The organism is Candidatus Marivariicella framensis, assembly GCF_982709265.1.
Window position 1 is genome coordinate 14,229 of sequence record NZ_CEXPNT010000017.1, and the last position, 21,830, is coordinate 36,058.

The 21,830-nt window shown below is 31.0% G+C and carries 20 protein-coding genes; 12 read left to right on the forward strand and 8 right to left on the reverse strand.

The window, feature by feature from the left end; translation table 11 throughout:
* Positions 1-6 precede the first annotated feature (6 nt).
* Positions 7-774, forward strand: coding sequence for an MBL fold metallo-hydrolase (locus tag AC34EU_RS06735; RefSeq protein WP_487534295.1), 768 nt, complete (start codon positions 7-9; stop codon positions 772-774).
* 13 nt (positions 775-787) lie between these two features.
* On the forward strand, positions 788-1,279 hold the full coding sequence (locus AC34EU_RS06740; RefSeq protein WP_489696121.1) for a hypothetical protein: 492 nt from the start codon (positions 788-790) through the stop codon (positions 1,277-1,279).
* Here AC34EU_RS06740 and AC34EU_RS06745 read toward each other — a convergent pair.
* From AC34EU_RS06745 to AC34EU_RS06760, 4 genes are all read right to left on the reverse strand, one after another.
* Positions 1,266-1,922 (reverse strand): alpha/beta hydrolase, encoded by a 657-nt coding sequence (locus AC34EU_RS06745; protein ID WP_487534297.1) that lies wholly within the window; start codon positions 1,920-1,922, stop codon positions 1,266-1,268. The two genes, AC34EU_RS06740 and AC34EU_RS06745, sit on opposite strands and share 14 nt — an antisense overlap.
* 1 nt (position 1,923) lies before the next feature.
* Positions 1,924-3,180 (reverse strand): dihydroorotase, encoded by a 1,257-nt coding sequence (locus AC34EU_RS06750; RefSeq protein ID WP_487534298.1) that lies wholly within the window; start codon positions 3,178-3,180, stop codon positions 1,924-1,926.
* 85 nt (positions 3,181-3,265) lie between these two features.
* The gene (locus AC34EU_RS06755; RefSeq protein ID WP_487534299.1) at positions 3,266-4,027 is read right to left on the reverse strand and encodes a TIGR02757 family protein; all 762 of its coding nucleotides are present in this window, start codon (positions 4,025-4,027) and stop codon (positions 3,266-3,268) included.
* Positions 4,020-4,685 carry an ABC transporter ATP-binding protein gene (locus tag AC34EU_RS06760; protein ID WP_487534300.1) on the reverse strand — a complete coding sequence of 222 codons (666 nt, stop codon included), beginning with the start codon at positions 4,683-4,685 and terminating at the stop codon, positions 4,020-4,022. The genes AC34EU_RS06755 and AC34EU_RS06760 overlap by 8 nt, the downstream gene beginning before the upstream one ends.
* Positions 4,686-4,784: 99 nt before the next feature.
* Between AC34EU_RS06760 and msrA the strand changes: the two genes are divergently transcribed.
* Positions 4,785-5,315, forward strand: coding sequence for a peptide-methionine (S)-S-oxide reductase MsrA (msrA, locus tag AC34EU_RS06765; protein ID WP_487534301.1), 531 nt, complete (start codon positions 4,785-4,787; stop codon positions 5,313-5,315).
* A gap of 2 nt (positions 5,316-5,317) precedes the next feature.
* On the opposite strand, the gene AC34EU_RS06770 is transcribed toward msrA, so the two are convergent.
* From AC34EU_RS06770 to AC34EU_RS06785, 4 genes are all read right to left on the reverse strand, one after another.
* On the reverse strand, positions 5,318-5,629 hold the full coding sequence (locus tag AC34EU_RS06770; protein ID WP_487534302.1) for a DUF6787 family protein: 312 nt from the start codon (positions 5,627-5,629) through the stop codon (positions 5,318-5,320).
* Between the two features lie 2 nt (positions 5,630-5,631).
* Positions 5,632-6,585 carry a D-2-hydroxyacid dehydrogenase gene (locus AC34EU_RS06775; RefSeq protein ID WP_487534303.1) on the reverse strand — a complete coding sequence of 318 codons (954 nt, stop codon included), beginning with the start codon at positions 6,583-6,585 and terminating at the stop codon, positions 5,632-5,634.
* 5 nt (positions 6,586-6,590) lie between these two features.
* Positions 6,591-7,658 carry a 3-phosphoserine/phosphohydroxythreonine transaminase gene (serC, locus tag AC34EU_RS06780; RefSeq protein WP_487534304.1) on the reverse strand — a complete coding sequence of 356 codons (1,068 nt, stop codon included), beginning with the start codon at positions 7,656-7,658 and terminating at the stop codon, positions 6,591-6,593.
* A 103-nt stretch (positions 7,659-7,761) separates the two neighbouring features.
* Entirely contained in the window at positions 7,762-8,775 is a 1,014-nt protein-coding gene (locus tag AC34EU_RS06785) for an acyl-CoA reductase (RefSeq protein WP_487534305.1), read from the reverse strand.
* A gap of 57 nt (positions 8,776-8,832) precedes the next feature.
* Between AC34EU_RS06785 and AC34EU_RS06790 the strand changes: the two genes are divergently transcribed.
* From AC34EU_RS06790 to AC34EU_RS06830, 9 genes are all read left to right on the forward strand, one after another.
* Positions 8,833-9,183 (forward strand): 4Fe-4S dicluster domain-containing protein, encoded by a 351-nt coding sequence (locus tag AC34EU_RS06790; protein WP_487534306.1) that lies wholly within the window; start codon positions 8,833-8,835, stop codon positions 9,181-9,183.
* A gap of 3 nt (positions 9,184-9,186) precedes the next feature.
* Positions 9,187-10,281, forward strand: a complete 1,095-nt coding sequence (gene ychF / locus AC34EU_RS06795) for a redox-regulated ATPase YchF (RefSeq protein WP_487534307.1) — start codon at positions 9,187-9,189, stop codon at positions 10,279-10,281.
* Between the two features lie 129 nt (positions 10,282-10,410).
* Positions 10,411-12,261, forward strand: a complete 1,851-nt coding sequence (locus AC34EU_RS06800) for a DNA topoisomerase IV subunit B (RefSeq protein WP_487534308.1) — start codon at positions 10,411-10,413, stop codon at positions 12,259-12,261.
* Positions 12,258-14,852: a DNA gyrase/topoisomerase IV subunit A gene (locus AC34EU_RS06805; protein WP_487534309.1), complete on the forward strand. Its 2,595-nt coding sequence runs from the start codon at positions 12,258-12,260 to the stop codon at positions 14,850-14,852. Before AC34EU_RS06800 ends, AC34EU_RS06805 begins: the two co-directional genes overlap by 4 nt.
* Positions 14,849-15,259 carry a hypothetical protein gene (locus AC34EU_RS06810; RefSeq protein ID WP_487534310.1) on the forward strand — a complete coding sequence of 137 codons (411 nt, stop codon included), beginning with the start codon at positions 14,849-14,851 and terminating at the stop codon, positions 15,257-15,259. Before AC34EU_RS06805 ends, AC34EU_RS06810 begins: the two co-directional genes overlap by 4 nt.
* A gap of 544 nt (positions 15,260-15,803) precedes the next feature.
* A complete protein-coding gene (locus tag AC34EU_RS06815; protein ID WP_487534313.1) occupies positions 15,804-17,501 on the forward strand; it encodes a tetratricopeptide repeat protein in 1,698 nt (565 codons plus the stop codon).
* A gap of 2 nt (positions 17,502-17,503) precedes the next feature.
* Entirely contained in the window at positions 17,504-18,421 is a 918-nt protein-coding gene (locus AC34EU_RS06820) for a PorP/SprF family type IX secretion system membrane protein (protein ID WP_489696122.1), read from the forward strand.
* Between the two features lie 11 nt (positions 18,422-18,432).
* Positions 18,433-20,580 (forward strand): OmpA family protein, encoded by a 2,148-nt coding sequence (locus AC34EU_RS06825; protein ID WP_489666957.1) that lies wholly within the window; start codon positions 18,433-18,435, stop codon positions 20,578-20,580.
* Between the two features lie 25 nt (positions 20,581-20,605).
* The coding region (locus AC34EU_RS06830) for a hypothetical protein (protein WP_489696123.1) at positions 20,606-21,830 on the forward strand (1,225 nt) is incomplete at its 3' end.

The window sequence follows — 21,830 nt, forward strand, 5'->3', positions numbered from 1 at the left end:
TTTCAAATGATTCAATTAATTTTTTTAGGAACTGGAACTTCTCAAGGTATACCTGTAATTGGAAGTGATGATCCAGTATGCTTAAGTACCAATCCTAAGGATAAAAGATTGAGGTGTTCAGTTTTATTAAGCTGGAATAGCAAAAATTACGTAATTGATTGTGGTCCTGATTTTCGTCAACAAATACTTAATAATCCAATTAGTTCATTAGATGGAGTTCTTTTTACCCATTCCCATGCTGATCATACATCAGGATTTGATGATATAAGGCCCTTTTGTTTTCGGCAAGGTTTAATTGACATTTATTCAACATCTGAAGTATTTAAAAATTTAAAAAAACGTTTTGATTATATAATTAATGATAAAGATAAGTACCCTGGAGCCCCATCGGTTAATACAAATATTATCAAAGAAAATGAGAAATTTAAACTAGGAGGTAAGTGGGTTATGCCTATAAAAGCTATGCATAATGATATACCAGTAACTGGATATAGAATAAACAATATAGCTTATATGACTGATGTTAAAACTATAGATTTGAACTCAAAATTAAAACTTAAAAATCTTGATGTTTTAATTTTGAGTTGCTTAAGGATTAAACCTCATCAGTCCCATTTAAATCTTGAAGAAGCTATTGAGCTTGTCAATGAATTAAAACCAAAAAAAACTTTATTGATTCATATTAGTAATTCATTGGGATTTCATGATGAAGTAAATAAGAAATTACCAAAAAACATATCTCTTGCGTATGATAATTTATGTATTAAATGTTAATTATTAATTTTTTATGAAAAATAAAATTCTAATTTATCTTTTGATTTTTGTCTCAATAATTTTATTGTTTCAAATAGTTAATTCTGGAAGAATTCTAGAGCGAGAAGAGGAGTTGTTAGATCAAAAAGTAAATTCTATTATGATTCTAGAGGCACAAAAAACTTTACTAAAAAACCGTCTTGATGAAGAAAGTTATTTTTCTTTATTTGGCAATAAAAAGTCTCTCAATGCATTAGGAGAGAAATATAATGACAGTATAGTTTCAATAATAAAAAATGCATTATATGAAATAAATATTTCTGATAAAAAAAAATTAATAATACCTTACCAAAACTTGGGAGGGGTTTTCCTAATTAACCAAGTGAAAGTTTTAAATCATAAATGGATTATTGCAAACTTTTCGGATGGAAGCCTTTGGGGCGAATTACTAATAGAATATATAATAGATGAAAAAGGAATAATTTTTAAAACGATAGAACACCTTATTTATCCTAAAGAGCGGTAGTCTTTATCCAATTTAAGAAATCTGAAAAATTTTCTTGACTAATTCCATGACCTTCATTGTATTCTTTGTAAATAATTTTAGAATTATTTTTTTTAATTAAATCAATACTTTTTCTAGCTTTTTCAACAGGTATCATTTGATCTAGAATACCATGAGAATTAAATATCAGTAGTTTAGAAACATTTTCTAAAGAGACGTTGATTAATTCGGGAATAATATAACCACTTAATGTAACTGCTCTTCTAATCAAATCAGGGTGGTTAATAGTCATAGCCCAACTTAACATGCATCCTTGGCTAAAACCAATTAAACTAATATCACTATTATCTATATTAAAATGTACAATTGACAAGTCTATTGACTCCTTTATTAATCTGAGTGATTCTTTGGCTTCAAGAAAAACTGTATTTTTTCCTCCTAAATCATCATAATGTATATTACTCCATGCGTATCCTCCCATTTCTAATGAAATTGGAGCTCTGAATGATATAATAGTATATTCAGAAGGTAAATAAGGCACAAAACTAAATAAGTCTTCTTCATTACTTCCATATCCATGAAGCAATACAATACATGGTTTCTTTTCTTTTGTAGTGTTTGATAATTTTATTTTATAATCAAGAGGGAGAAGTGGTTTATCCATGTTAATTTTTTCTTAGAGATAAAACACCATTATTTAAACATCCTATTACCTCTCCTTTTGTTTCTTGATTTATATACGAGCAATTCTTAGAAGTAGACAAAATGTTCTTTTCAGTAAAAATATTTTTAATATCAGGATCAAACATTGTTATATTGGCATGGCTCCCTACCTCAATTTCGAGATCATTTATACCAAATATAGGCTTGCCTCTGGTAAGAAATTGTATAGTTTTTTCTATTGGAAAAATAGTGTTTAATAGTGGGAAAAAAGATTCAAGACCAATGCTTCCGTCTGCAGCAGAACAAAAATCTAAATTTTTTATTTCAATATTTTTTGGCTCATGCATTGCAGTTACACAATCAATAGTTCCAGACAGCAAGCCTTCTCTTAGAGCTGATCGATCTTCATCTGTTCTAAGAGGCGGAAAAAATTTAAATTGAGAATCAAAGTCTTTCAAAGAACTGTCGGTAAATAATAAATGGGGCAGCGAAGTAGAACAAGTTACTTTGAGTCCTCTTTTTTTTGCATCTTCAATTAAATTAACAGAGTCTTTAGAGCTTATAAATGAAAAGTGTAGTTTGCCTCCTGTGTGTTCTAAAATTTTAATATCTCTAAAAACCCTACTACTCTCGGCATACGAACCATAACCTTTAAGCCCGAGTTCATTACTGGTAGCTCCCTCATTCATCATTCCCCCTAAAGAAATTTTCTCATCTAATGGATATGAGCTTATAATGCCATTAAAGCTTTGTGAATATTCTAATGCAGTCTTAAGTAAATTAGAATTTTCAATTGGACTCTTATAATCTCCAAATGTAATTGCACCAGCTTCTTTCATGTCATAAAGAGAAGCCATTTGTTTTCCTTCTGCAGATTGAGTTAGACACCCTATAGGGTGAATATTAGTAGAATATCCTCTGCTTTTATTAATAAGGTAGCTTATTGCTCCATGATTATCAGATACAGGATGTACATCAGGATTCAGCCCTATTGAGGTAAAGCCAGATTTAGCAGCGGTAGTTAAGCCATTATTTAAAGTTTCACGCTCTTCATATCCTGGCTCTCCAAATGAAACTGAGGGGTCCCACCAACCTCTTGAAATATGTAAATTTTTTTCTTTTATTGTAATATCAACCTTAGTGTTGATGTTTTTTTCTATTTCTTTGATAACGCCGTCCTCAATAAGAAGAGAAACTGATTGACAGTGCAGTGGATTACTGCGGTCAATTATAGTTGCATTTTTAAGCAAAATTTTCATATGCAATGAAAAAGCTTGATTTATATAGCTAAGCAAAAATAGTGAAAAAGTGTGACAGATTAGTGATTGATCGAAGTATATATATTTATTTAAAATTTTCATGAACTCCCAAGCCGAAAAGAGCAAAGTCTAATTTAACAGGGTCATTGGGCATTATTTTTTTTAAAACGCTGTCTAGTTCCACAACTGCCTTAGCATCATTTTGCTTTCTATTTAATAATCCCAGTCTTCTTGCTACATTACCAGAATGGACATCTAAGGGGCAGGATAGGTCAGAGCTTTTGATTTTTTTCCAAATACCAAAATCTACTCCATTTATATTTGACCTTACCATCCACCTAAAGAACATGTTTATTCTTTTAGCGGCTGATCCTTTTATTGGATTTGCAATATGTTTTTCTATTCTTTTTTTATGTGGTGATCTAAAAAAATTTGAATGAAAGCCACTTTGCATTTCTGAAACGGATGTATTTGGTAAGTAAATGTAATTTTCTAATGTTTTTTTCTCAGTATAGATCTCTTTTAATTTTAAAATAAAGTAAATCAAATCATTTCCGTTAAAAGTTCTGTGTACAAATTTTTGAAAATGTATTAAATCATTGTTTGTATGATTTAATATAAAATCTAAAGGAGAGTGTTCTAATAATTGAATTATTTTTTTTGAACTATTTATTATAGCTTTTCGATTGCCCCAAGCTATTGTAGATGAGAGAAACCCTGAAATTTCAATATCTTCATGTTTTGTAAATTCATGTGGAATTTGAATAGGATCAGATTCAATAAAAGCAGGATTTTCATAAAAGTCAGCTTTTTCAACAAGGAATGAGTAGATTTCTTTTTTAGTCATTGAAAATCACACCATCCTTAATGAGTATTTTTCTATCAGATTTATTTGCTAAAACTTCATTATGAGTGACTATGACAAATGTACAATCCATAACATCTCTTATTTTAAAGAAAAGCTCGTGTAATTCATTTGCGTTTTCTGAATCTAAATTTCCACTAGGCTCATCAGCAAAAATAATTTTAGGATTATTGATTAGTGCTCGAGCTACCGCAACTCTTTGTTGCTCACCTCCTGAGAGAGATGATGGGTGATGGGATAAACGATTTGTTAGTCCTAGTTGATCTAAAAGATCTTTAGCACGATTTATAGTTTTATCATTATCTTTTTTTCCAATCCATGCAGGTAAACATACATTTTCTAAAGCATTAAACTCAGGTAAAAGTTCATGAAATTGAAATACGAAACCTAAGTTTTCATTTCTGAATTTAGCTAACTCATTTTTATTTAATTCAGTTATTTTATTATCATAAATCTCTAATCTTGTTTGGTTATTAGAGTCGGGTAAAGACAGAGTGCCTAAGATTTCAAGTAGTGAGGTTTTTCCAGCTCCAGAAGGACCAGTTATTGAGACAATTTCACCCTTTTTTATATGAAGATTAATACCTTTTAAAACCTCAAGCCCATTAAATGTTTTATAAATTGAATTAGCCTTTATCATATTCTAAATAAAATTAATACTTTTTTGTTCAAAAAATAGTGATGCAACCTTTTATATATATATATAAATAAATTAATTTTGAACTTACATTTAAATAATATGAGTTTTAAGGCATATTTTGCAGGAGGTTGTTTTTGGTGTACAGAAGCAATTTTTAATAGAGTTAATGGAGTTGAGAAAGTTTTACCTGGATATATTGGAGGTAGTATTAAAAACCCCAGTTATAAAGAAGTGTGTTCAGGACTGTCAGGCCATACCGAAGGAGTAGAACTTGTCTTTGATTCTAATATTGTATCTTATGAGACGCTGGCGTTAATATTTTTCACTACTCATGATCCGACTACCTTAAATAGACAAGGGAATGATTTAGGGTCACAGTATCGTTCTGCTATTTTTTATGAAACTGAAAAACAAAAACAAATAGTTTATGATGTCATTAAAAAAATGGAAGATGAATTTGTTTTTGAAAACAGAATTGTAACTGAGGTTCTACCTAAAACTGATTTCTATTATGCTGAGCAGGAGCACCAAAGTTTTTTTGATATGAACAAACAACATCCTTATTGTCAGGCTATAATATCTCCAAAAATTAATAAGTTCATTAAGGAATATAGTGGGGTTATTAAATAAAACTATAGCTTAATCCCCATCCTTCTTAAAATCTTTTTTTCAAACTCCCAGAAAAATTTGAATTGAAAAAATATTGCTCCAAAACATATTAGTAAAAACTGATACAGCGGGAATATTATAATCAATCTTAAAAATATATATAAGATATTTCCTAAAGGAATATCTGAAAACAGTTCAGGTGATATGGATAGTATACTTAAAAAAGGCTTTCCTAGACGAACACTAGCAGATCCAGTTATTCCAAACACTACAAATATTATAAAAAGTTGAAAGTTGGAGTTAATTCCCCACTTTTTTTTTAAAGTTTTAAACAAAATTATTTATTGAGTAGATTATTTATCTGAGAAGCTAGTTCTTCACCAATTCTTTCTTGGGCTTCGTTTGTTGCCGCACCTATGTGAGGAGTTAACGATATGTTTGGATGCATTAATAACTGTATTTCAGGCTTAGGTTCATTTTCAAAAGTATCAAGAGCTGCAAAAAGAAGTTTTCCTGAATCTAAGGCGGCAACAAGAGCAACTTCATTAATTATCCCACCTCTAGCTGCATTAATTAAAACAGAACCATTTTTCATTAAAGCAAATTCTTTTTTATCAATAACATATTCTTTTTGAGCTGGAACATGAAGTGTTATGAAATCAGCATGCTTAAGAACCTCATTCTTTGAAATTGTTTTAATTTTAAATGAAACAGACTTGTTGTTATAAAAATTTAGATTAATTGTTGTCTCTTTTTGATGATTGTCACAAGCAATGACTTTCATTCCAACACCTAATCCAATTTTCGCAACTTCTTGACCAATCCTACCAAATCCAACAATACCAAGGGTTTTTCCTCTCAGTTCTATTCCTTTAGAATAACTCTTTTTTAAACCTTTAAAATTGGTTTCACCCTCTAGAGGCATACTTCTGTTAGAATCATATAAAAAACGAACCCCTCCGTATAAATGAGCAAAAACTAATTCAGCTACTGATGCTGATGATGAAGCGGGAGTGTTAATTACATGAATATTTTTTTTACGAGCATAATCGACATCAATATTATCCATTCCAACTCCTCCACGGCCAATTAACTTTAAGTTTGGACAAGAATCTATCAAGTCTTTTCTTACCGTTGTGGCTGATCTAACAAGAAGTCCATCAATTGAATTTTGGTTTATATGTTCTACAAGTTGTTCTTGAGCAACATTGATAGTTGAGATATTAAAACCGAACTTCTTCAATGCATTTACTCCAGTATCAGAAATTCCATCATTAGCAAGGATGTTCATATTTTTTATTTAAATTTTTCTTCAAATTGTTGCATGCACTTAATTAATAATTTTATGCTTTCAATTGGAAGTGCATTGTATATTGAAGCTCTGTATCCTCCTACAGATCTGTGACCCTTTAATCCAACTATGTAATTGTCTTCCCAAGCATTGTTAAAGTCGGTTGAAAGGTTATCATCTATCAGTGTGAATATTACATTCATATAACTTCTGTCTTCTTTTGCGGCAAAACCACTAAAACATGAATTTCTGTCAACTTCATCATAAAGTAATTCTGCTTTGTTTTTATTTCTTTTATCAAGTTCTTCTAATCCTCCTTGAGATTCAATCCACCTAAGGTTTAATAATGTTGTATAGACAGCAAAAACAGGAGGAGTGTTTGACATGCTTCCTGCATTTATGTATGATTTGTAATTTAACATTGAAGGAACGTTTCTAGTAACTTTGTTTAAAATACTTTCTTTAATTACAACAAGTGTTACTCCAGCAGTACCCATATTTTTCTGAGCTCCAGCATAAAATAAATCAAAATTTGAGTAGTCTATTTTTCTTGAAAAAATATCTGAACTCATATCTGCAATTAATGAAACAGGTGTATCTGGGAAAGACTTGTATTGGGTTCCAAATATCGTATTGTTAGTTGTTATATGAAGATAGTCAGCATCATTAGGGATAATATAGTCTTTTGGAATATAATTAAAGTTTTTGTCTTTTGAAGAAGAAACCTCAATAACATCTCCTAATATTTTGGCCTCCTTGATTGCTTTTACTGACCAAGTTCCAGTATTTATGTAGGCAGCTTTTTTTTCTAACAAATTGTAGGCTGTCATAAGAAACTGAAGACTTGCGCCTCCCTGAACAAAAATAGCTTTATAGCCTTTATTTTCTAAACCAGTAATTTTAAGTACGAGCTCAGTAGCTTCCTCCATTATTGAAATGAATTCTTTGCTTCTGTGTGATATTTCAATGAGAGAAAGTCCTATTTTATCTAACTCTATGATAGCTTTTGATGCTTGATTTATTACTTCTTGAGGAAGAATTGAAGGACCGGCACTGAAATTATGTTTTTTCATTAATTATTTAAAATGCAAATATTAAAAATTAGAAGATTAATGTTGCTGATAAATCTTTATTTTTTGTACACAATTATTGTGAAATTGTTAGTAAATCAAATAATTATAGTTTTTCAAGAAAATCAAGTGTGTTAATTCCGTCTGCATATTCATATATTTTAGGGTTTTGAGCTTCTCCAAATGAAATAGATTTTTTAATAATTTGATTTGAAACTACACATTGAATTTCATCTATATGGTCCCGGATAGTTTCATTTAGTGCTTCAATAGAATCATATTCTGAATAAAACGCACTTGTTAGTGGAGAACTGAGTCTTGAATCATTTTTTAACATAAAAAACCCATTATCCTTGAAATCAAATTCACTCATTAAAAACACCGCTTTGTTATAATCATAATTGTTGGCGTATTTAGCTGACCCCATAACACTTGAATACTTGTAGAGGCCTCCAAATACAATATCTAGATCATAGTTTTTAGGAATAAATAATTTTGAAACATTTCTACATCCCAAACCATAATGAGCTAAGATGTCATACCCTAATAACTCAATTTGACTTTTAGTTTCGTTTCCATCTAGAACGGCAATTCCATTTCTATTTTTCCTAATTATATTAGGAGTTTTTTTAAAATAAAAATCAAAATATCTAGCTGAATTGTCACTTCCCGTTGCAATAACAGCATCATAGTCTTTAAATTTTTTTTCAGAAAAAATGATTTGTCCTTTAGTTTCAGGACACTCTTTTTCTAGAAAACAAATAACAAAAGGTAATAAAAACATGTCTTTTCTGGAAAGTTTGACTAAAGCCATATGTCCAGAAAACCATACGCTTAATATGTCATGAAGTCCTACAAAAGGTATGTTTCCAGCCAAAATCAAACCTACCTTTTTAGGATGCTTAGTTGTGGAGTGGTTTTCTAGCCACAACATAATATCCTCAAAATTTAACGATTTACCCCATGAAAGTGAAGCAGTATCAAGGTTCCATTTTGTAAACCAACCGTTATTATTTTTTAATTTTTTTTGGAGATTAATTGTAGTTTTATTTGTGCTAAAATGTTTTAGCCAATCACCAAGCTTTATTAAAGATTGAATTTTTTTTTGTCTTAAGTCCATTAGTTTGTTGAATAGAGATATAGAATGTACTTTTGCAAATGTAAAAACAAAATTGCTATGGCAATTATTATTACTGATGATTGTATTAATTGTGGGGCGTGTGAGCCTGAATGTCCTAATACTGCTATATATGAAGGGGCTGATGAATGGAGGTATAAGGACGGAACTACTTTAGAAGGCTCATTTGTTTTGCCAAATGGAACTGCTTCCAATTCTGAAATAGTTCAAGAGCCAATCTCTGATGAATTTTATTATATAGTGCCAGATAAATGCACTGAATGTAAAGGATTTCATGATGAGCCTCAATGTGCTGCAGTTTGTCCTGTTGATTGTTGTGTTCCAGATAAAGATGTAGTTGAGTCAGATAAAGACCTTCTGTCAAAACAAAAATTTTTACATCAAGAATAAATTATGAAAGCAGGAATAGTAGGATTACCTAATGTGGGAAAGTCCACACTTTTTAATTGTTTGTCAAATGCAAAAGCACAAAGTGCTAATTTTCCATTTTGCACAATAGAGCCCAACATCGGGATAGTTAACGTTCCTGATAAAAGACTGTCTCAACTTTCAGGTATAGTAAACCCTGAACGAGTTGTTCCTGCAACTGTCGAAATTGTTGATATTGCAGGTTTAGTCAAGGGGGCCAGTAAAGGAGAGGGACTTGGCAATCAGTTTTTAGGGAATATTCGTGAAACTGATGCTATACTTCATGTTATTCGTTGTTTTGATGATGATAATATAGTCCATGTAGATAATACTGTAGATCCAATAAGAGATAAAGAAACAATTGATATTGAGTTACAATTAAAGGACTTAGAGGCGGTCCAAAAGAAGATAGAAAAAATTTCAAGATCAGCCAGAACTGGAAATAAAGAAGCTCAGAAAGAGCTGAAAGTTATTGAGTTTTTAAAAGAAGGGTTAGAAAAATCATTAAATGTTAGAGGGTTAGATTTTACAGAAGAAGAAAGAAATTTATTTATTAAACCTTTACAGCTGATTACAGACAAACCTGTTCTTTATGTTTGTAATGTATCTGAGTCTGATGCAGTTTCTGGTAATTCTTATGTAGATAAAGTAAAGGAATCAATTTCAGATGAAAATGCAGAAATGTTATTCCTTGCTGTATCTACAGAAGCTGATATAAACGAATTAGATTCTTTTGAAGAGCGAGAAATGTTTTTAGATGATGTCGGTTTAAAAGAGCCAGGAGCATCAAAATTAATTAGATCTACATACAGTCTTTTAAGCTTGCAGACCTATTTCACTGCTGGAGAAAAAGAAGTCAGAGCATGGACAATTCCAATTGGCGCTTCTGCTTCTCAGGCTGCTGGAGTTATTCATACTGATTTTGAAAAAGGATTTATTCGTGCTGAGGTTATTTCGTTTGATGATTTAATAAACTATGGTAGCGAATTGAAAGTTAAAGAGGCAGGTAAAATAAAGGTTGAAGGAAAAGATTATATTCTTAAAGATGGTGACGTATTGCATTTTCGTTTTAATGTTTAGCTCTGTTAATTTAATTAATACTAATGTTTTTCTGAATTTTTCAACAAAAAAAGCTCTTTAATTGTTAATACTTTTTAGCTATTTGACCAATGAAATTGGTTGTTGAACAATTATCTTTATCATTGATATATGGATAATAATTCACAATATACAGAAGAAAATATTCGATCTCTTGACTGGAAAGAGCATATTCGTATGCGTCCTGGTATGTATATTGGTAAGTTGGGTGATGGCTCGTCTCCTGATGATGGAATATATATATTATTAAAAGAAGTTCTTGATAATAGTATTGATGAGTATGTTATGGGGGCAGGAAAAATTATTGAAATATTAATCGAGGAGAATAAAGTTAAAGTCCGTGACTATGGAAGAGGTATACCTCTTGGTAAGGTGGTTGACGTTGTAAGTAAAATGAATACTGGAGGAAAATATGACTCAAGAGCCTTTAAAAAATCAGTTGGACTTAATGGCGTGGGGACTAAAGCTGTAAATGCCTTGTCGTCTCACTTTAAAGTTTCATCTCACAGAGATAATAATATGAAATCAGCCATTTTTGAACAAGGAGAGTTAGTCGATGATTCAAAGGAGATGCCGAGTAGCAAGAGAAAAGGTACATTGGTTGAGTTTGTTCCAGATTCAGTAATATTTAAACATTATAAATACCGTATTGAGTATGTTGAAAAAATGCTTAGGAACTATGTTTATCTAAATCCAGGTTTAACAATTACTTTAAATGGCGAAAAGTTTTATTCAGAAAATGGATTAAAAGATCTTTTAGAAGACCAGTCAAACGATTCTGATTTATTATATCCAATTATTCATTTAAAAGGTGACGATATTGAAGTAGCTGTTACTCACAGTAAAACTCAATATAGTGAGGAGTACCATTCCTTTGTTAATGGGCAAAACACAACACAAGGAGGGACTCATCAGTCTGCTTTTAGGGAGGCTATAGTTAAAACTATTAGAGAGTTTTTTGGAAAAAATTATGATGCATCTGATGTTAGGAAGTCAATTATATCAGCAATAAGTATAAAAGTGACGGAGCCTATTTTTGAATCTCAAACTAAAACTAAATTAGGTTCAACAGAGATGGGTGGAGAATTTCCTACAGTTAGAAGTTATATAAATGATTTTTTAACCACTCAGCTAGATAACTATCTACATAAAAACTCAGATACGGCGGCAGCTTTACAGCGAAAGATTATGCAAGCTGAAAGAGAGCGCAAGGAGTTGTCTGGGATTAGAAAGTTAGCAAGAGAAAGTGCTAAAAAAGCTAGTTTACATAATAAAAAACTTAGAGACTGTAGGGTTCACCTTGGGGATTTAAAAAAAGATCGTCGTTTAGACTCTACTGTTTTTATTACTGAAGGTGATTCGGCAAGTGGTTCTATCACAAAATCAAGAGATGTAAACACTCAGGCAGTCTTTAGTCTTAGAGGTAAGCCTCTAAACACATATGGCATGACAAAGAAGATAGTCTATCAAAATGAGGAGTTTAATCTGCTGCAGGCAGCACTTAATATAGAGGAAAGCATGGAGGATCTTCGTTATAATAATATTGTAATTGCCACTGATGCTGATGTAGATGGAATGCATATAAGACTTCTTTTAATAACATTTTTCTTGCAATTTTTTCCTGAACTTATAAAGGAAGGACATTTATATATCCTACAAACGCCTTTATTTAGGGTTAGAAACAAGAAAGAAACGTTTTATTGTTATTCTGAAAAAGAAAAGATTAAAGCTATAAATAAATTAGGCGGTCAACCTGAAATAACAAGGTTTAAGGGGTTGGGTGAAATATCTCCAGATGAATTCAAGTTTTTTATAGGTGAAGATATACGTTTAGACCCTGTAATGCTGGACAGGTCAGTAACTAGTGAAGAGTTGCTCGGATTCTATATGGGTAAAAATACTCAAGAAAGACAAAAATTTATAATTGATAACCTGAAGGTTGAATTAGATACAGTAGAATGATTTTAGAAGAGAATAGCTTTTTAGGGTCAAAAGACACTTCAGACACGCTTGTAAAGATAACAGGCATGTACAAGGATTGGTTTCTTGACTATGCCTCTTATGTTATTTTGGAAAGAGCAGTTCCGGCAGTTGAAGATGGATTTAAGCCAGTTCAAAGAAGAATTCTTCATTCTATGAAGGATCTTGATGATGGTAGGTATAATAAAGTAGCAAATGTTGTTGGTCATACTATGCAATACCATCCTCATGGAGATGCTAGCATATCTGATGCTATGGTTCAGATTGGTCAAAAAGAACTTTTGATTGATATGCAGGGTAACTGGGGAAATATATTAACTGGTGACAGAGCAGCTGCTTCAAGATATATAGAGGCAAGATTATCAAAATTTGCTCTGGAGGTAGTTTTTAGTCCCAAGGTAACAGATTGGCAGCTTTCCTACGACGGAAGGAGGAAAGAGCCTGTTAACCTTCCTGTTAAATTCCCAATGCTTCTCACGCAGGGTGCTGAAGGTATTGCAGTAGGTTTATCAACAAAAATTTTACCTCATAATTTCAATGAACTAATTAAGGCTTCAATTGGTTACTTAAAAGGAAAGTCTTTTAAAGTTTATCCTGATTTTCAAACAGGAGGCTCGATTGATGTTGAAAATTATAATGATGGTTTGCGTGGAGGTAAAATACGTGTTCGTGCATCTATTACTCAGCGTGATAAAAACACTTTAATAATTGATCAAATTCCTTTCTCAACCAACACTTCATCATTGATTGATAATATACTGAAAGCCAACGATAAAGGAAAAATTAAAATTAAAAAAATTGAAGATAATACTGCTGAAAATGTTGAAATATTAATATATCTTCCTCCAGGTATTTCTCCTGACAAAACAATCGATGCGTTATACGCTTTTACAGATTGTGAATCTTCAATTTCTCCATTAAGCTGTGTTATTATTGATAATAAACCCTGTTTTATTGGAATTTCTGAAATATTGAGAATTTCAACTGATAATACTGTTGAATTACTCAAAAAAGAGCTTGAATTTCAACTTGGAGAACTGGAGAACCAATGGCACTTTGCGTCACTAGAAAGAATTTTTATAGAAAATAGAATTTATCGTGATATTGAAGAGGTTGAGACTTGGGAAGCTGTAATTAGTGCTATAGGTAAAGGATTACAACCATATACGGGTATTTTAAAAAGGCCAGTGATTGAAGAAGATATAGTTAGGTTAACTGAAATTAGAATTAAAAGAATATCTAAGTTTGATATAGATAAAGCACAACAGAAAATTGGTGCTTTAGAGGGAGATATAAGCGAAGTAAAGAATAATTTAAATCACCTGATTGATTATGCTATTCGATATTTTGATCATCTTTTAAAGACTTATGGAAAGGACAAACAAAGAAAAACACAAATTACCACTTTTGATGATGTAGATGCTAAAAAGGTTGTTGTTAGGAACCAAAAATTATATGTAAACAAAGAAGAAGGTTTCATTGGCACAGGTCTTAAAAAAGACGAGTTTATCTGTGAATGTTCTGATATTGATGATATCATTGTTTTTACTGCTTCTGGACTAATGCAGGTTGTAAAGGTAGATAACAAAGTTTTTGTTGAAAAAAATATTATTCATATTGCTATTTTTAAGCGAAAAGACTCAAGGACTATCTATAATATGATATATCGAGATGGAAAAAATGGAACCTATTTTGTTAAAAGATTTCCAGTTAGTGGAGTCACAAGAGATAAGTCCTATGATTTGACACAAGGAAAATCAAACTCTGAAATTCAGTATTTTTCTGCTAATCCAAATGGTGAAGCAGAGATAGTATCAATAAATCTTAGAAATACTGGAAGTATAAAAAAATTGAAATGGGATTTAGATTTTGCTGATTATTTGATTAAAGGAAGAAATTCAAAAGGAAATATTGTAACCAAGTATACCATTCGCAAAAATGGCATTGAGCTTAAAGAAAAAGGAAAGTCTACGCTAAAACCGAGAGATATATGGATAGACACTACAGTTCAGAGATTAAACACTGATGGCAGAGGGAAACTTTTGGGAGCATTCAAAGGTGGAGATAAATTACTTGAGATTACGGGAAATGCGACTGTGAAAGTTATGACTCCGGAGATGACTCTTCATTTTGATAAAGAACAGTTAATTCTTGAGAAGTGGGTTCCTGGAAAGCCAATTACTGCAGTTTATTATGATCCTGACAAAAAGAAATCATTTTTAAAGAGGTTTTTAATTGAAAATGAGAATAAAGAAGATCTTTTCATCAAAGAAAAAACAGAACTTTTATATATCACAACTGAGGGAAGACCTGTTTTAGAAATTCACTTTTCTAAGCAGAAAAGGGGAGAAGAGGTACCCAAATCAATTCTTGTAAATGCAGAGGAGTTTATAAGTATAAAAGGAATAAAAGCTATTGGAAATCAACTGACAGATAAAAAAATAAAAACAATAATCCTAAAAGAAAGTCTTCCTTTTTCAATAGAAGAAACTAATATTGAAGTTGAAGAAATTGAAGTAAATGAAGAAATTCATTTGAGTAATGATGATTCTCAAATCACACTTAATCTATGAAAATTTTAAAACTCTGCTCATTTATTTTTACATTTTTAATCCTTTTTTCATGTAAAGAAGAGGAGGATGCATCTGTTTGTAGTGAATCATACCCATACAGGGCCAAGCTTGCCATAAAAGGTATCTGTTTTAATTATGTGATCGAATTAATAGACGTGGGTTCTAATTCTAATTTAGTTGAAGCTGAATGGACTGATGAGACCACAGGGATAGTTTACAATAATGTTTCTAGACTTTCTAATTACTGTGATTTTCCTACAGAAATTCAGGAGGGAGATGAATTTTATTTTGCATTTAGTTCGGATTCAAATGATGCACAATGTATTGTTTGTGAAGCATTTAGGCCAACTCCTGCCAAATCTATAAATATTGATGTTTGTGAGTCTCCTCCACTAGGCGTTTACTAACCCTATCCATCTTTCTGTTCTCAATAAAAAATCAATATATTAATAATGAAGTAGTTATAAATTCACTACATTTATTTGCAACAAATATAGGCCACCATAAATCACATACAAATGATAAGTGAATATTTATTTGACAATGACTTTCCTGAGCATGCCAGATCCATTTATTGTAATGGGAGAACATATACTCGTGAAGAATTTTTAAGAGAAAAGGAGAGGTTTATGAAAAGAAAAGCTAAAAGAAGAGTTGGTGTATAAACTTTAATATGTTTGCAGGCATTCGTCTGATTATTTTTAAGAGTATAATACCTTTAACATAGTGAATACAGAACTACGTCACTACTACTACATTGATAGCATAGTAGTAGTGACGTAGTTCTGTATTCACTATATTTGATCGCAATTAAAAACTTAAATATAAATAATGTAGGAGAAAATTTATTTAAAAAAACATTTGCCTGAGCATGCAAATCCATAAATTATAATCCAATAAACTTTCAGCCTAATAAAAAATTAAAATTTGTTTTTTTCACTAGTTCTCTTTTTGAATATTTTTTTTGGTGCAAACCAATTCACCTCTAATGACCAAAAGTCATTAAATGATTCTATTAGAAAATATAAAGATCTTGATCTCCAGATTGCTCTTGAGTTTGGTTTTGAGGCACTCAAAATAAGTGACTTAAGGAATCCCACAATAGAGCTAGTATCGACCTATAGTTTAATAGGTGAAGTTTTGTCTTCTCAAGGACTATATGCAGATGGGCTCAACTATTACTCTGAGTCTTTAAGGGCGTTTAACTTAGTTCCGTTATCTCAAAGAATAGAAAAAAAGATAAATTCTCCCTCATGGGTGCTTGTTAATATTGGAAATATTTATTTTGCCGCTGGTGATTATAAAAGAGCAAAAGACAAATATTTAGAAGCACAAGAAAACTTTTTATTGTACTCAAATGAACAAGCTAAAAATAATGGTCTAAATGTTGTTTACAGAAATTTAGGAATGATTTCTCAAAAAGAAAATGATTTTAAATCTGCTGAAGAGTTTTATTTAAAATCCTTGGACAGTAGAGTCGAAATAAATGATTTGGCAGGAATAATTTATACATACGCAGATTTAATAGCTTTAAACTTGTTTAGTTTGGATAAAATCTTTGTGGCAAATGAATATTTTGACAAAGCAAAAAAACTACATGAATCTGAAATAAATAGTCAGAAATTATTTGAAAGATCAGAGCTACAGAGAAATCTTGGATATATATATTTAGTTTATGGTCAATATTTTAAGAATATAAAAAAAGAATATAAAACTGCCATTGATTATTTCAATAAATCAAAAGAAATTCTGATTAACTTTCCTTTAGAAGTTCCTTTGCTTAATTCTGATATTTCAAAATGTTACATCAGACTAAACGACCACACTAATGCTGAAAAAATGGCTCTAGAAAGCCTTAAAGGTGCTAGCCTGAGCAGAGATATAAAGAAAAATAATTATGAAATCCTTGAAAGTATTTATCATCAACAAAATAATACTAATAAATTAATTAGAGTAAAAGATTCATTGATTAAACTCAATAGTTTTTCTAGTTTTTCCAACATCAAGGATTTATTTAATAATCTTGAGACTCAGATATTGTTGTCTAAAAAACAAAGCGAACTAAACCAAAATAAGATTAGGTACAATACATATTTATTCATACTAATTATTGGGCTTGTAATTCTATTTTTTTCACTTATAACCATAAAAGTGAATTTTAATTATCAAAAAGAAAGAAATATTAGACTTGAAGTAGAAAAGAATGTGTCAAAAACTAAACTAGAGAAAAAACAATTAGAGTTAGTTAGTAAAACAAATTTCATTGCTCAAAGAAACAATTATCTAGACATTTTAAAGCACAGTGTTTTAAAACAAAAAGGTAAAAATAAAGATTCTGAAAAAGTGTCTTTTGAAATTGAAAGAGAAATTGATAGAATCATTGGATCTGAAAAAATATTTGAAAACTTTGAGAGTCAATTTACAGAGGTATATCCTGAGTTCTTTAAAGTTTTAGTATTGAAATATGGAAAACTCTCACAAACTGATCTTCGTCTGTGTGCTTACATTAAAATGAATCAAAGCACTAATGAAATTTCTCAAATAACAGGAGTGTCAATAAGAACAGTTGAAACTCAAAGGTATCGATTAGGAAAAAAAATAAAACTTTTAGATTCTGAAAGTCTTAACTCAGTTATAATTTCTATTTAATAATGAAAAACTTATTCTTAATATTCTTCGGAATACTAATTAGTCTTGAAGTATGTTCACAACAAGACCCTCAATACACTCAATACATGTATAATACCATGAGTGTAAACTCTGCTTATACGGGTCAAAGAAATGTATTGAGTATCACGGGTTTATATCGCACACAATGGGTAGGTATTGATGGTGCTCCAAAGACACTAACATTTGGAATTCATTCTCCTTTAAAAAACGAAAATCTTGGCATAGGGTTAAGTATTGTAAGCGATCAATTAGGACCAATAAGAGAGGACTACATAGATCTAAATTTCTCTTATACAATAAGATTAAATGAATTAACGGAGCTATCATTTGGACTTAAAGGAGGCTTACATAATTTAAGTTCAGATTGGACCAGGGGAGTTATTTTTCAAAATACTGATCTAGCTTTTAATGAAAATATAAGTTTGTTTTCTCCAACAATAGGTGTCGGATTATATTTACACTCCACTAGGGGTTATTTAGGACTATCCTTACCAAATATTTTAACAACGAAGCATTATGATGATTACAAAGGTTCTTTATCTTCAGAAAGTTTACATTTTTTTCTAATAGGAGGGTATGTATTTAATATTGATAATAGTATAAAGTTAAAACCAGCTTTTATGGTGAAAGCTGTTTCTGGCTCCCCCATTATAGCAGACCTTTCAATGAATACAATGTTTAATAACAGGTTTGTATTAGGCTTAGCATACAGGTGGGATGATTCTATTAGTGGGTTGGCTGGTCTTCAGGTAAGTGACACTTTATTTGTTGGTTATGCCTATGATTACAACAATTCTATAGGTAATAGATATACGGGAGGGACTCATGAAATTATGTTGAGGTTTGAATTACAAGAAATAACTAAAAGATTAAAAATATTATCACCAAGATTCTTTTAAAAGCTATAACAATGAAAAACAGACTATTTATAATATCGTTATTTACATTATGTCTTGTTAAGGTTTCTTTTGGGCAAAAAAACACAATTAAGAATGCACAAAAAGAATACGATAATTTATCATATGTCAAAATAATTGAGCAGCTTTCTTCATTAGCCGAAGATGGCAAAGATGATACAAAGACTCTTCTACTAGCAAATTCATATTATTTTAATGGACAAATGGAGGAAGCTTCTAGATGGTATAATCAATTATTGTCATCAAATGAAGAAGCTTTGGACAAAGAAATTTATTTCAGATACGCGCAATCCTTAAAGGCGATTGAAAATTATTCTGAATCTGACAGTATTATGAAGAAGTTTATTAAGTCAAATCCAGAAGATTCACGAAGTAAATTATTCAATATAAATTACCTTCAGGCAATAGATTTAGTATCTGATGAGTTCCCTTTACGTAATTTAGAGATAAACACTTCCTTTTCAGATTTTGGGACATCCATTTATAATGGTAATTTAATATTTGCTTCTTCAAGGAATAAAAAAAATAAATTATATAATTGGAATGATCAACCTTTCTTAGATATATTTCAATTTGATAAAGAAGGCAATATAACTGAAATTACTGGCAAGGTAAACACCAAGCATCATGAGTCTTCAACAGCCTTTACAAAGGATGGGAAAACCATTTATTTTACAAGAAATAACTCAAGAAAAAATGATAAAAATATAATTGGTTTAAAAATTCATAAAGCAACTTTTAGAGATGAAAAATGGAGAGATATAGAGTCATTACCATTTAATAGTGATGACTATAATGTTGCTCATCCAACTTTAAGTATTGATGAAACAAAATTATACTTTACATCTGATATGCCTGGAACTATTGGTAGTTCAGATATTTTTTTAGTTAATATTAATAAGGATGGCACTTTTGGAACTCCACAAAATTTGGGCACAAAGATTAATACAGAAGGGCGTGAAAACTTTCCTTTTGTGAGTGATAATGGTACATTATATTTTTCATCGGATTCTCATATCGGTTTGGGAGGTTTGGATATTTTTAAATTTAATAGTATTGATAACCTTTCAACTTCAAAAGAAGTAGCAACTAATATTGGAAAACCGATTAATAGTCCGAAAGATGATTTTGGATATCTTATAAATGAGGTTAGTTTAAATGGATATTTTACCTCAAATAGAGCTGGAGGAAAAGGCGATGATGATATTTATAGTTTCACTAGAAATCCTTGCGAACAAAATGTTAAAGGAGTTATAGTTGATAAAAATACACTTGAAAGTATTCCTAATGCTGATGTAACTGTTTATGATCAAGATAATAATACTATTAAAGTATTTAAATCTGATATTAATGGTTCATATGCCCTTGATTTAGCTTGTGACTTTAACTCTTATAAACTTATTGGTGAAAAAGAAAACTATGAAAATGACACTTTAGTTTTTACCAATAGTTCAGAAAAAATCAAGACTTTAAAGTTAATTTTAAAACCAACACCTCAGTATACTTCCAATGAAAAAGATGAATTAACATGCCCTCATTATAGTATAATAGCTGGATCATTTAGCAATAAATCTAATGCAGAAAGAAAAATAAAATCTTTAATAAGTGAAGGGTATGATGCTGCTATAGCTGAGATTAATCCTGAAGGACTGTTTAGGGTTGCATACGGTCGTTTTAAATCTAAAAGCAAAGCAATCAAACTTTTATATCATTTAAAATATACTTTAAAAAAAGAGGCTTGGTTTTTAATTGAAGACAATACTGCTTTGTGTGAAGATTTTGAATTAAAACATATTTTATATGATTTTGATAAGTCTAACATAAGACCCGATGCGGAATTAGAATTGGTCAAGATTATTAAATACATGAATGAATTTCCAAAAGTTAAAGTTGTTTTATTATCTCATACAGATTCAAGAGGTGATCAACCCTATAATTTATCCTTGTCAATGAGGAGAAATAAATCTACCACTGAATATTTGGTAAATAAAGGAGGTATTTCTGAGGAGAGAATTACAGTAGAAAATTATGGTGAAACAAAACTTATTAATGAATGTCCAAATGGTGAAATCTGTAATGAATTCGTGCATCAAGATAACAGAAGAACTGAATTTGTTTTTATAAATGAATTGAATAATTAATTAGTGCAAACTAAAAATGTTTAATATGAATTTAAATAATGGTATTTATAAATATGCTATAATAGTTATAATCTGTGTGTTTAATATTAATTTTATTCAAGGTCAGGGAATTAGTTCTACTAATTCTAATATGATTGAAAAACATACAGGCTTACCTTCAAGCGCATTCTATAATCAACAAGGCTCTCCTACAGGATATGATCCTGGTGATACCAATGCAGTGACTATTGAAGCAGAGGGATTAGTATTAACCTCATCAATTAGAAACTCATTAAATCAAGGGGGGTCATACATTCAATATGAAGGCTCTTTAACTGTTGGTGACGCTGTAAATGTATATATGGTCTATTTAAATCATGATGGTTCCAATTTTAGAAATACATCAGGAGGTATTGTGACTTTTGATAATGAAATTCTTGGGGTTTATGTTAATTATGATGAATTTAAGCATTTTACAGGTTCAAGTTTTTCTTCAAGTTATTATGATTCTTCTCCCAGCAATGATATGCATTTTGAGCCAGGATCATTTAATGGCGGAAGTCCACATAGTTCATGGACAGACACCAATGATAAAGATTGGTATACAGTAACAAATAGTAATAAAACCTTTACCATGGGTTGTAAGAATGGAGAAAAGGGCGACTTCTTTAGACTTGTAACTAAAGCATGTACCATACCAACAGCCAATGCAGGGTCAAATGCTACAATTGATTGTAATAATACAAGTGCTACTATTGGAGCCTCAGCTGTATCAGGCCTTACTTATGCTTGGACCCCATCTACAGGGTTAAGTAATTCTACAATAGCACAACCCACAGCAACACCAAACACCACCACAACTTATAGTTTAGTGGTCACTAACGCATCTGGCTGTGAAAGTACTGCCGATACAGTAGTAGTAACGGTAGATAACGCAGCGCCAACAGCCAACGCAGGATCAAATGCTACAATTGATTGTAATACGACTAGTGTAAGTATTGGAGCCTCAGCCGTATCAGGCCTTACTTATGCTTGGACCCCAACTACAGGACTGTCTTCTTCTACATCATCACAGCCCACAGCAACACCAACCAGCACCACAACTTATAGTTTAGTGGTTACCAAAGCATCAACCGGTTGTGCAAGCGCTGCTGATACAGTAGTGGTAACGGTAGATAATGCTACTCCAACAGCTAATGCAGGGTCAAATGCTACCATTGATTGTAATACGACTAGTGTAAGTATTGGAGCCTCAGCCGTATCAGGCCTTA

Excerpts from the sequence above, each read along its gene's own strand:
- serC (WP_487534304.1), bottom strand. The coding sequence starts at position 7,658 with ATGAAAAAACATAATTTCAGTGCCGGTCCTTCAATTCTTCCTCAAGAA.
- AC34EU_RS06740 (WP_489696121.1), top strand. The coding sequence starts at position 788 with ATGAAAAATAAAATTCTAATTTATCTTTTGATTTTTGTCTCAATAATT.
- AC34EU_RS06760 (WP_487534300.1), bottom strand. The coding sequence starts at position 4,685 with ATGATAAAGGCTAATTCAATTTATAAAACATTTAATGGGCTTGAGGTT.
- AC34EU_RS06745 (WP_487534297.1), bottom strand. The coding sequence starts at position 1,922 with ATGGATAAACCACTTCTCCCTCTTGATTATAAAATAAAATTATCAAAC.
- AC34EU_RS06825 (WP_489666957.1), top strand. The coding sequence starts at position 18,433 with ATGAAAAACAGACTATTTATAATATCGTTATTTACATTATGTCTTGTT.
- AC34EU_RS06790 (WP_487534306.1), top strand. The coding sequence starts at position 8,833 with ATGGCAATTATTATTACTGATGATTGTATTAATTGTGGGGCGTGTGAG.
- AC34EU_RS06800 (WP_487534308.1), top strand. The coding sequence starts at position 10,411 with ATGGATAATAATTCACAATATACAGAAGAAAATATTCGATCTCTTGAC.
- AC34EU_RS06810 (WP_487534310.1), top strand. The coding sequence starts at position 14,849 with ATGAAAATTTTAAAACTCTGCTCATTTATTTTTACATTTTTAATCCTT.
- AC34EU_RS06805 (WP_487534309.1), top strand. The coding sequence starts at position 12,258 with ATGATTTTAGAAGAGAATAGCTTTTTAGGGTCAAAAGACACTTCAGAC.
- AC34EU_RS06775 (WP_487534303.1), bottom strand. The coding sequence starts at position 6,585 with ATGAACATCCTTGCTAATGATGGAATTTCTGATACTGGAGTAAATGCA.
- AC34EU_RS06735 (WP_487534295.1), top strand. The coding sequence starts at position 7 with ATGATTCAATTAATTTTTTTAGGAACTGGAACTTCTCAAGGTATACCT.
- ychF (WP_487534307.1), top strand. The coding sequence starts at position 9,187 with ATGAAAGCAGGAATAGTAGGATTACCTAATGTGGGAAAGTCCACACTT.
- AC34EU_RS06820 (WP_489696122.1), top strand. The coding sequence starts at position 17,504 with ATGAAAAACTTATTCTTAATATTCTTCGGAATACTAATTAGTCTTGAA.
- AC34EU_RS06755 (WP_487534299.1), bottom strand. The coding sequence starts at position 4,027 with ATGACTAAAAAAGAAATCTACTCATTCCTTGTTGAAAAAGCTGACTTT.
- AC34EU_RS06785 (WP_487534305.1), bottom strand. The coding sequence starts at position 8,775 with ATGGACTTAAGACAAAAAAAAATTCAATCTTTAATAAAGCTTGGTGAT.
- msrA (WP_487534301.1), top strand. The coding sequence starts at position 4,785 with ATGAGTTTTAAGGCATATTTTGCAGGAGGTTGTTTTTGGTGTACAGAA.
- AC34EU_RS06750 (WP_487534298.1), bottom strand. The coding sequence starts at position 3,180 with ATGAAAATTTTGCTTAAAAATGCAACTATAATTGACCGCAGTAATCCA.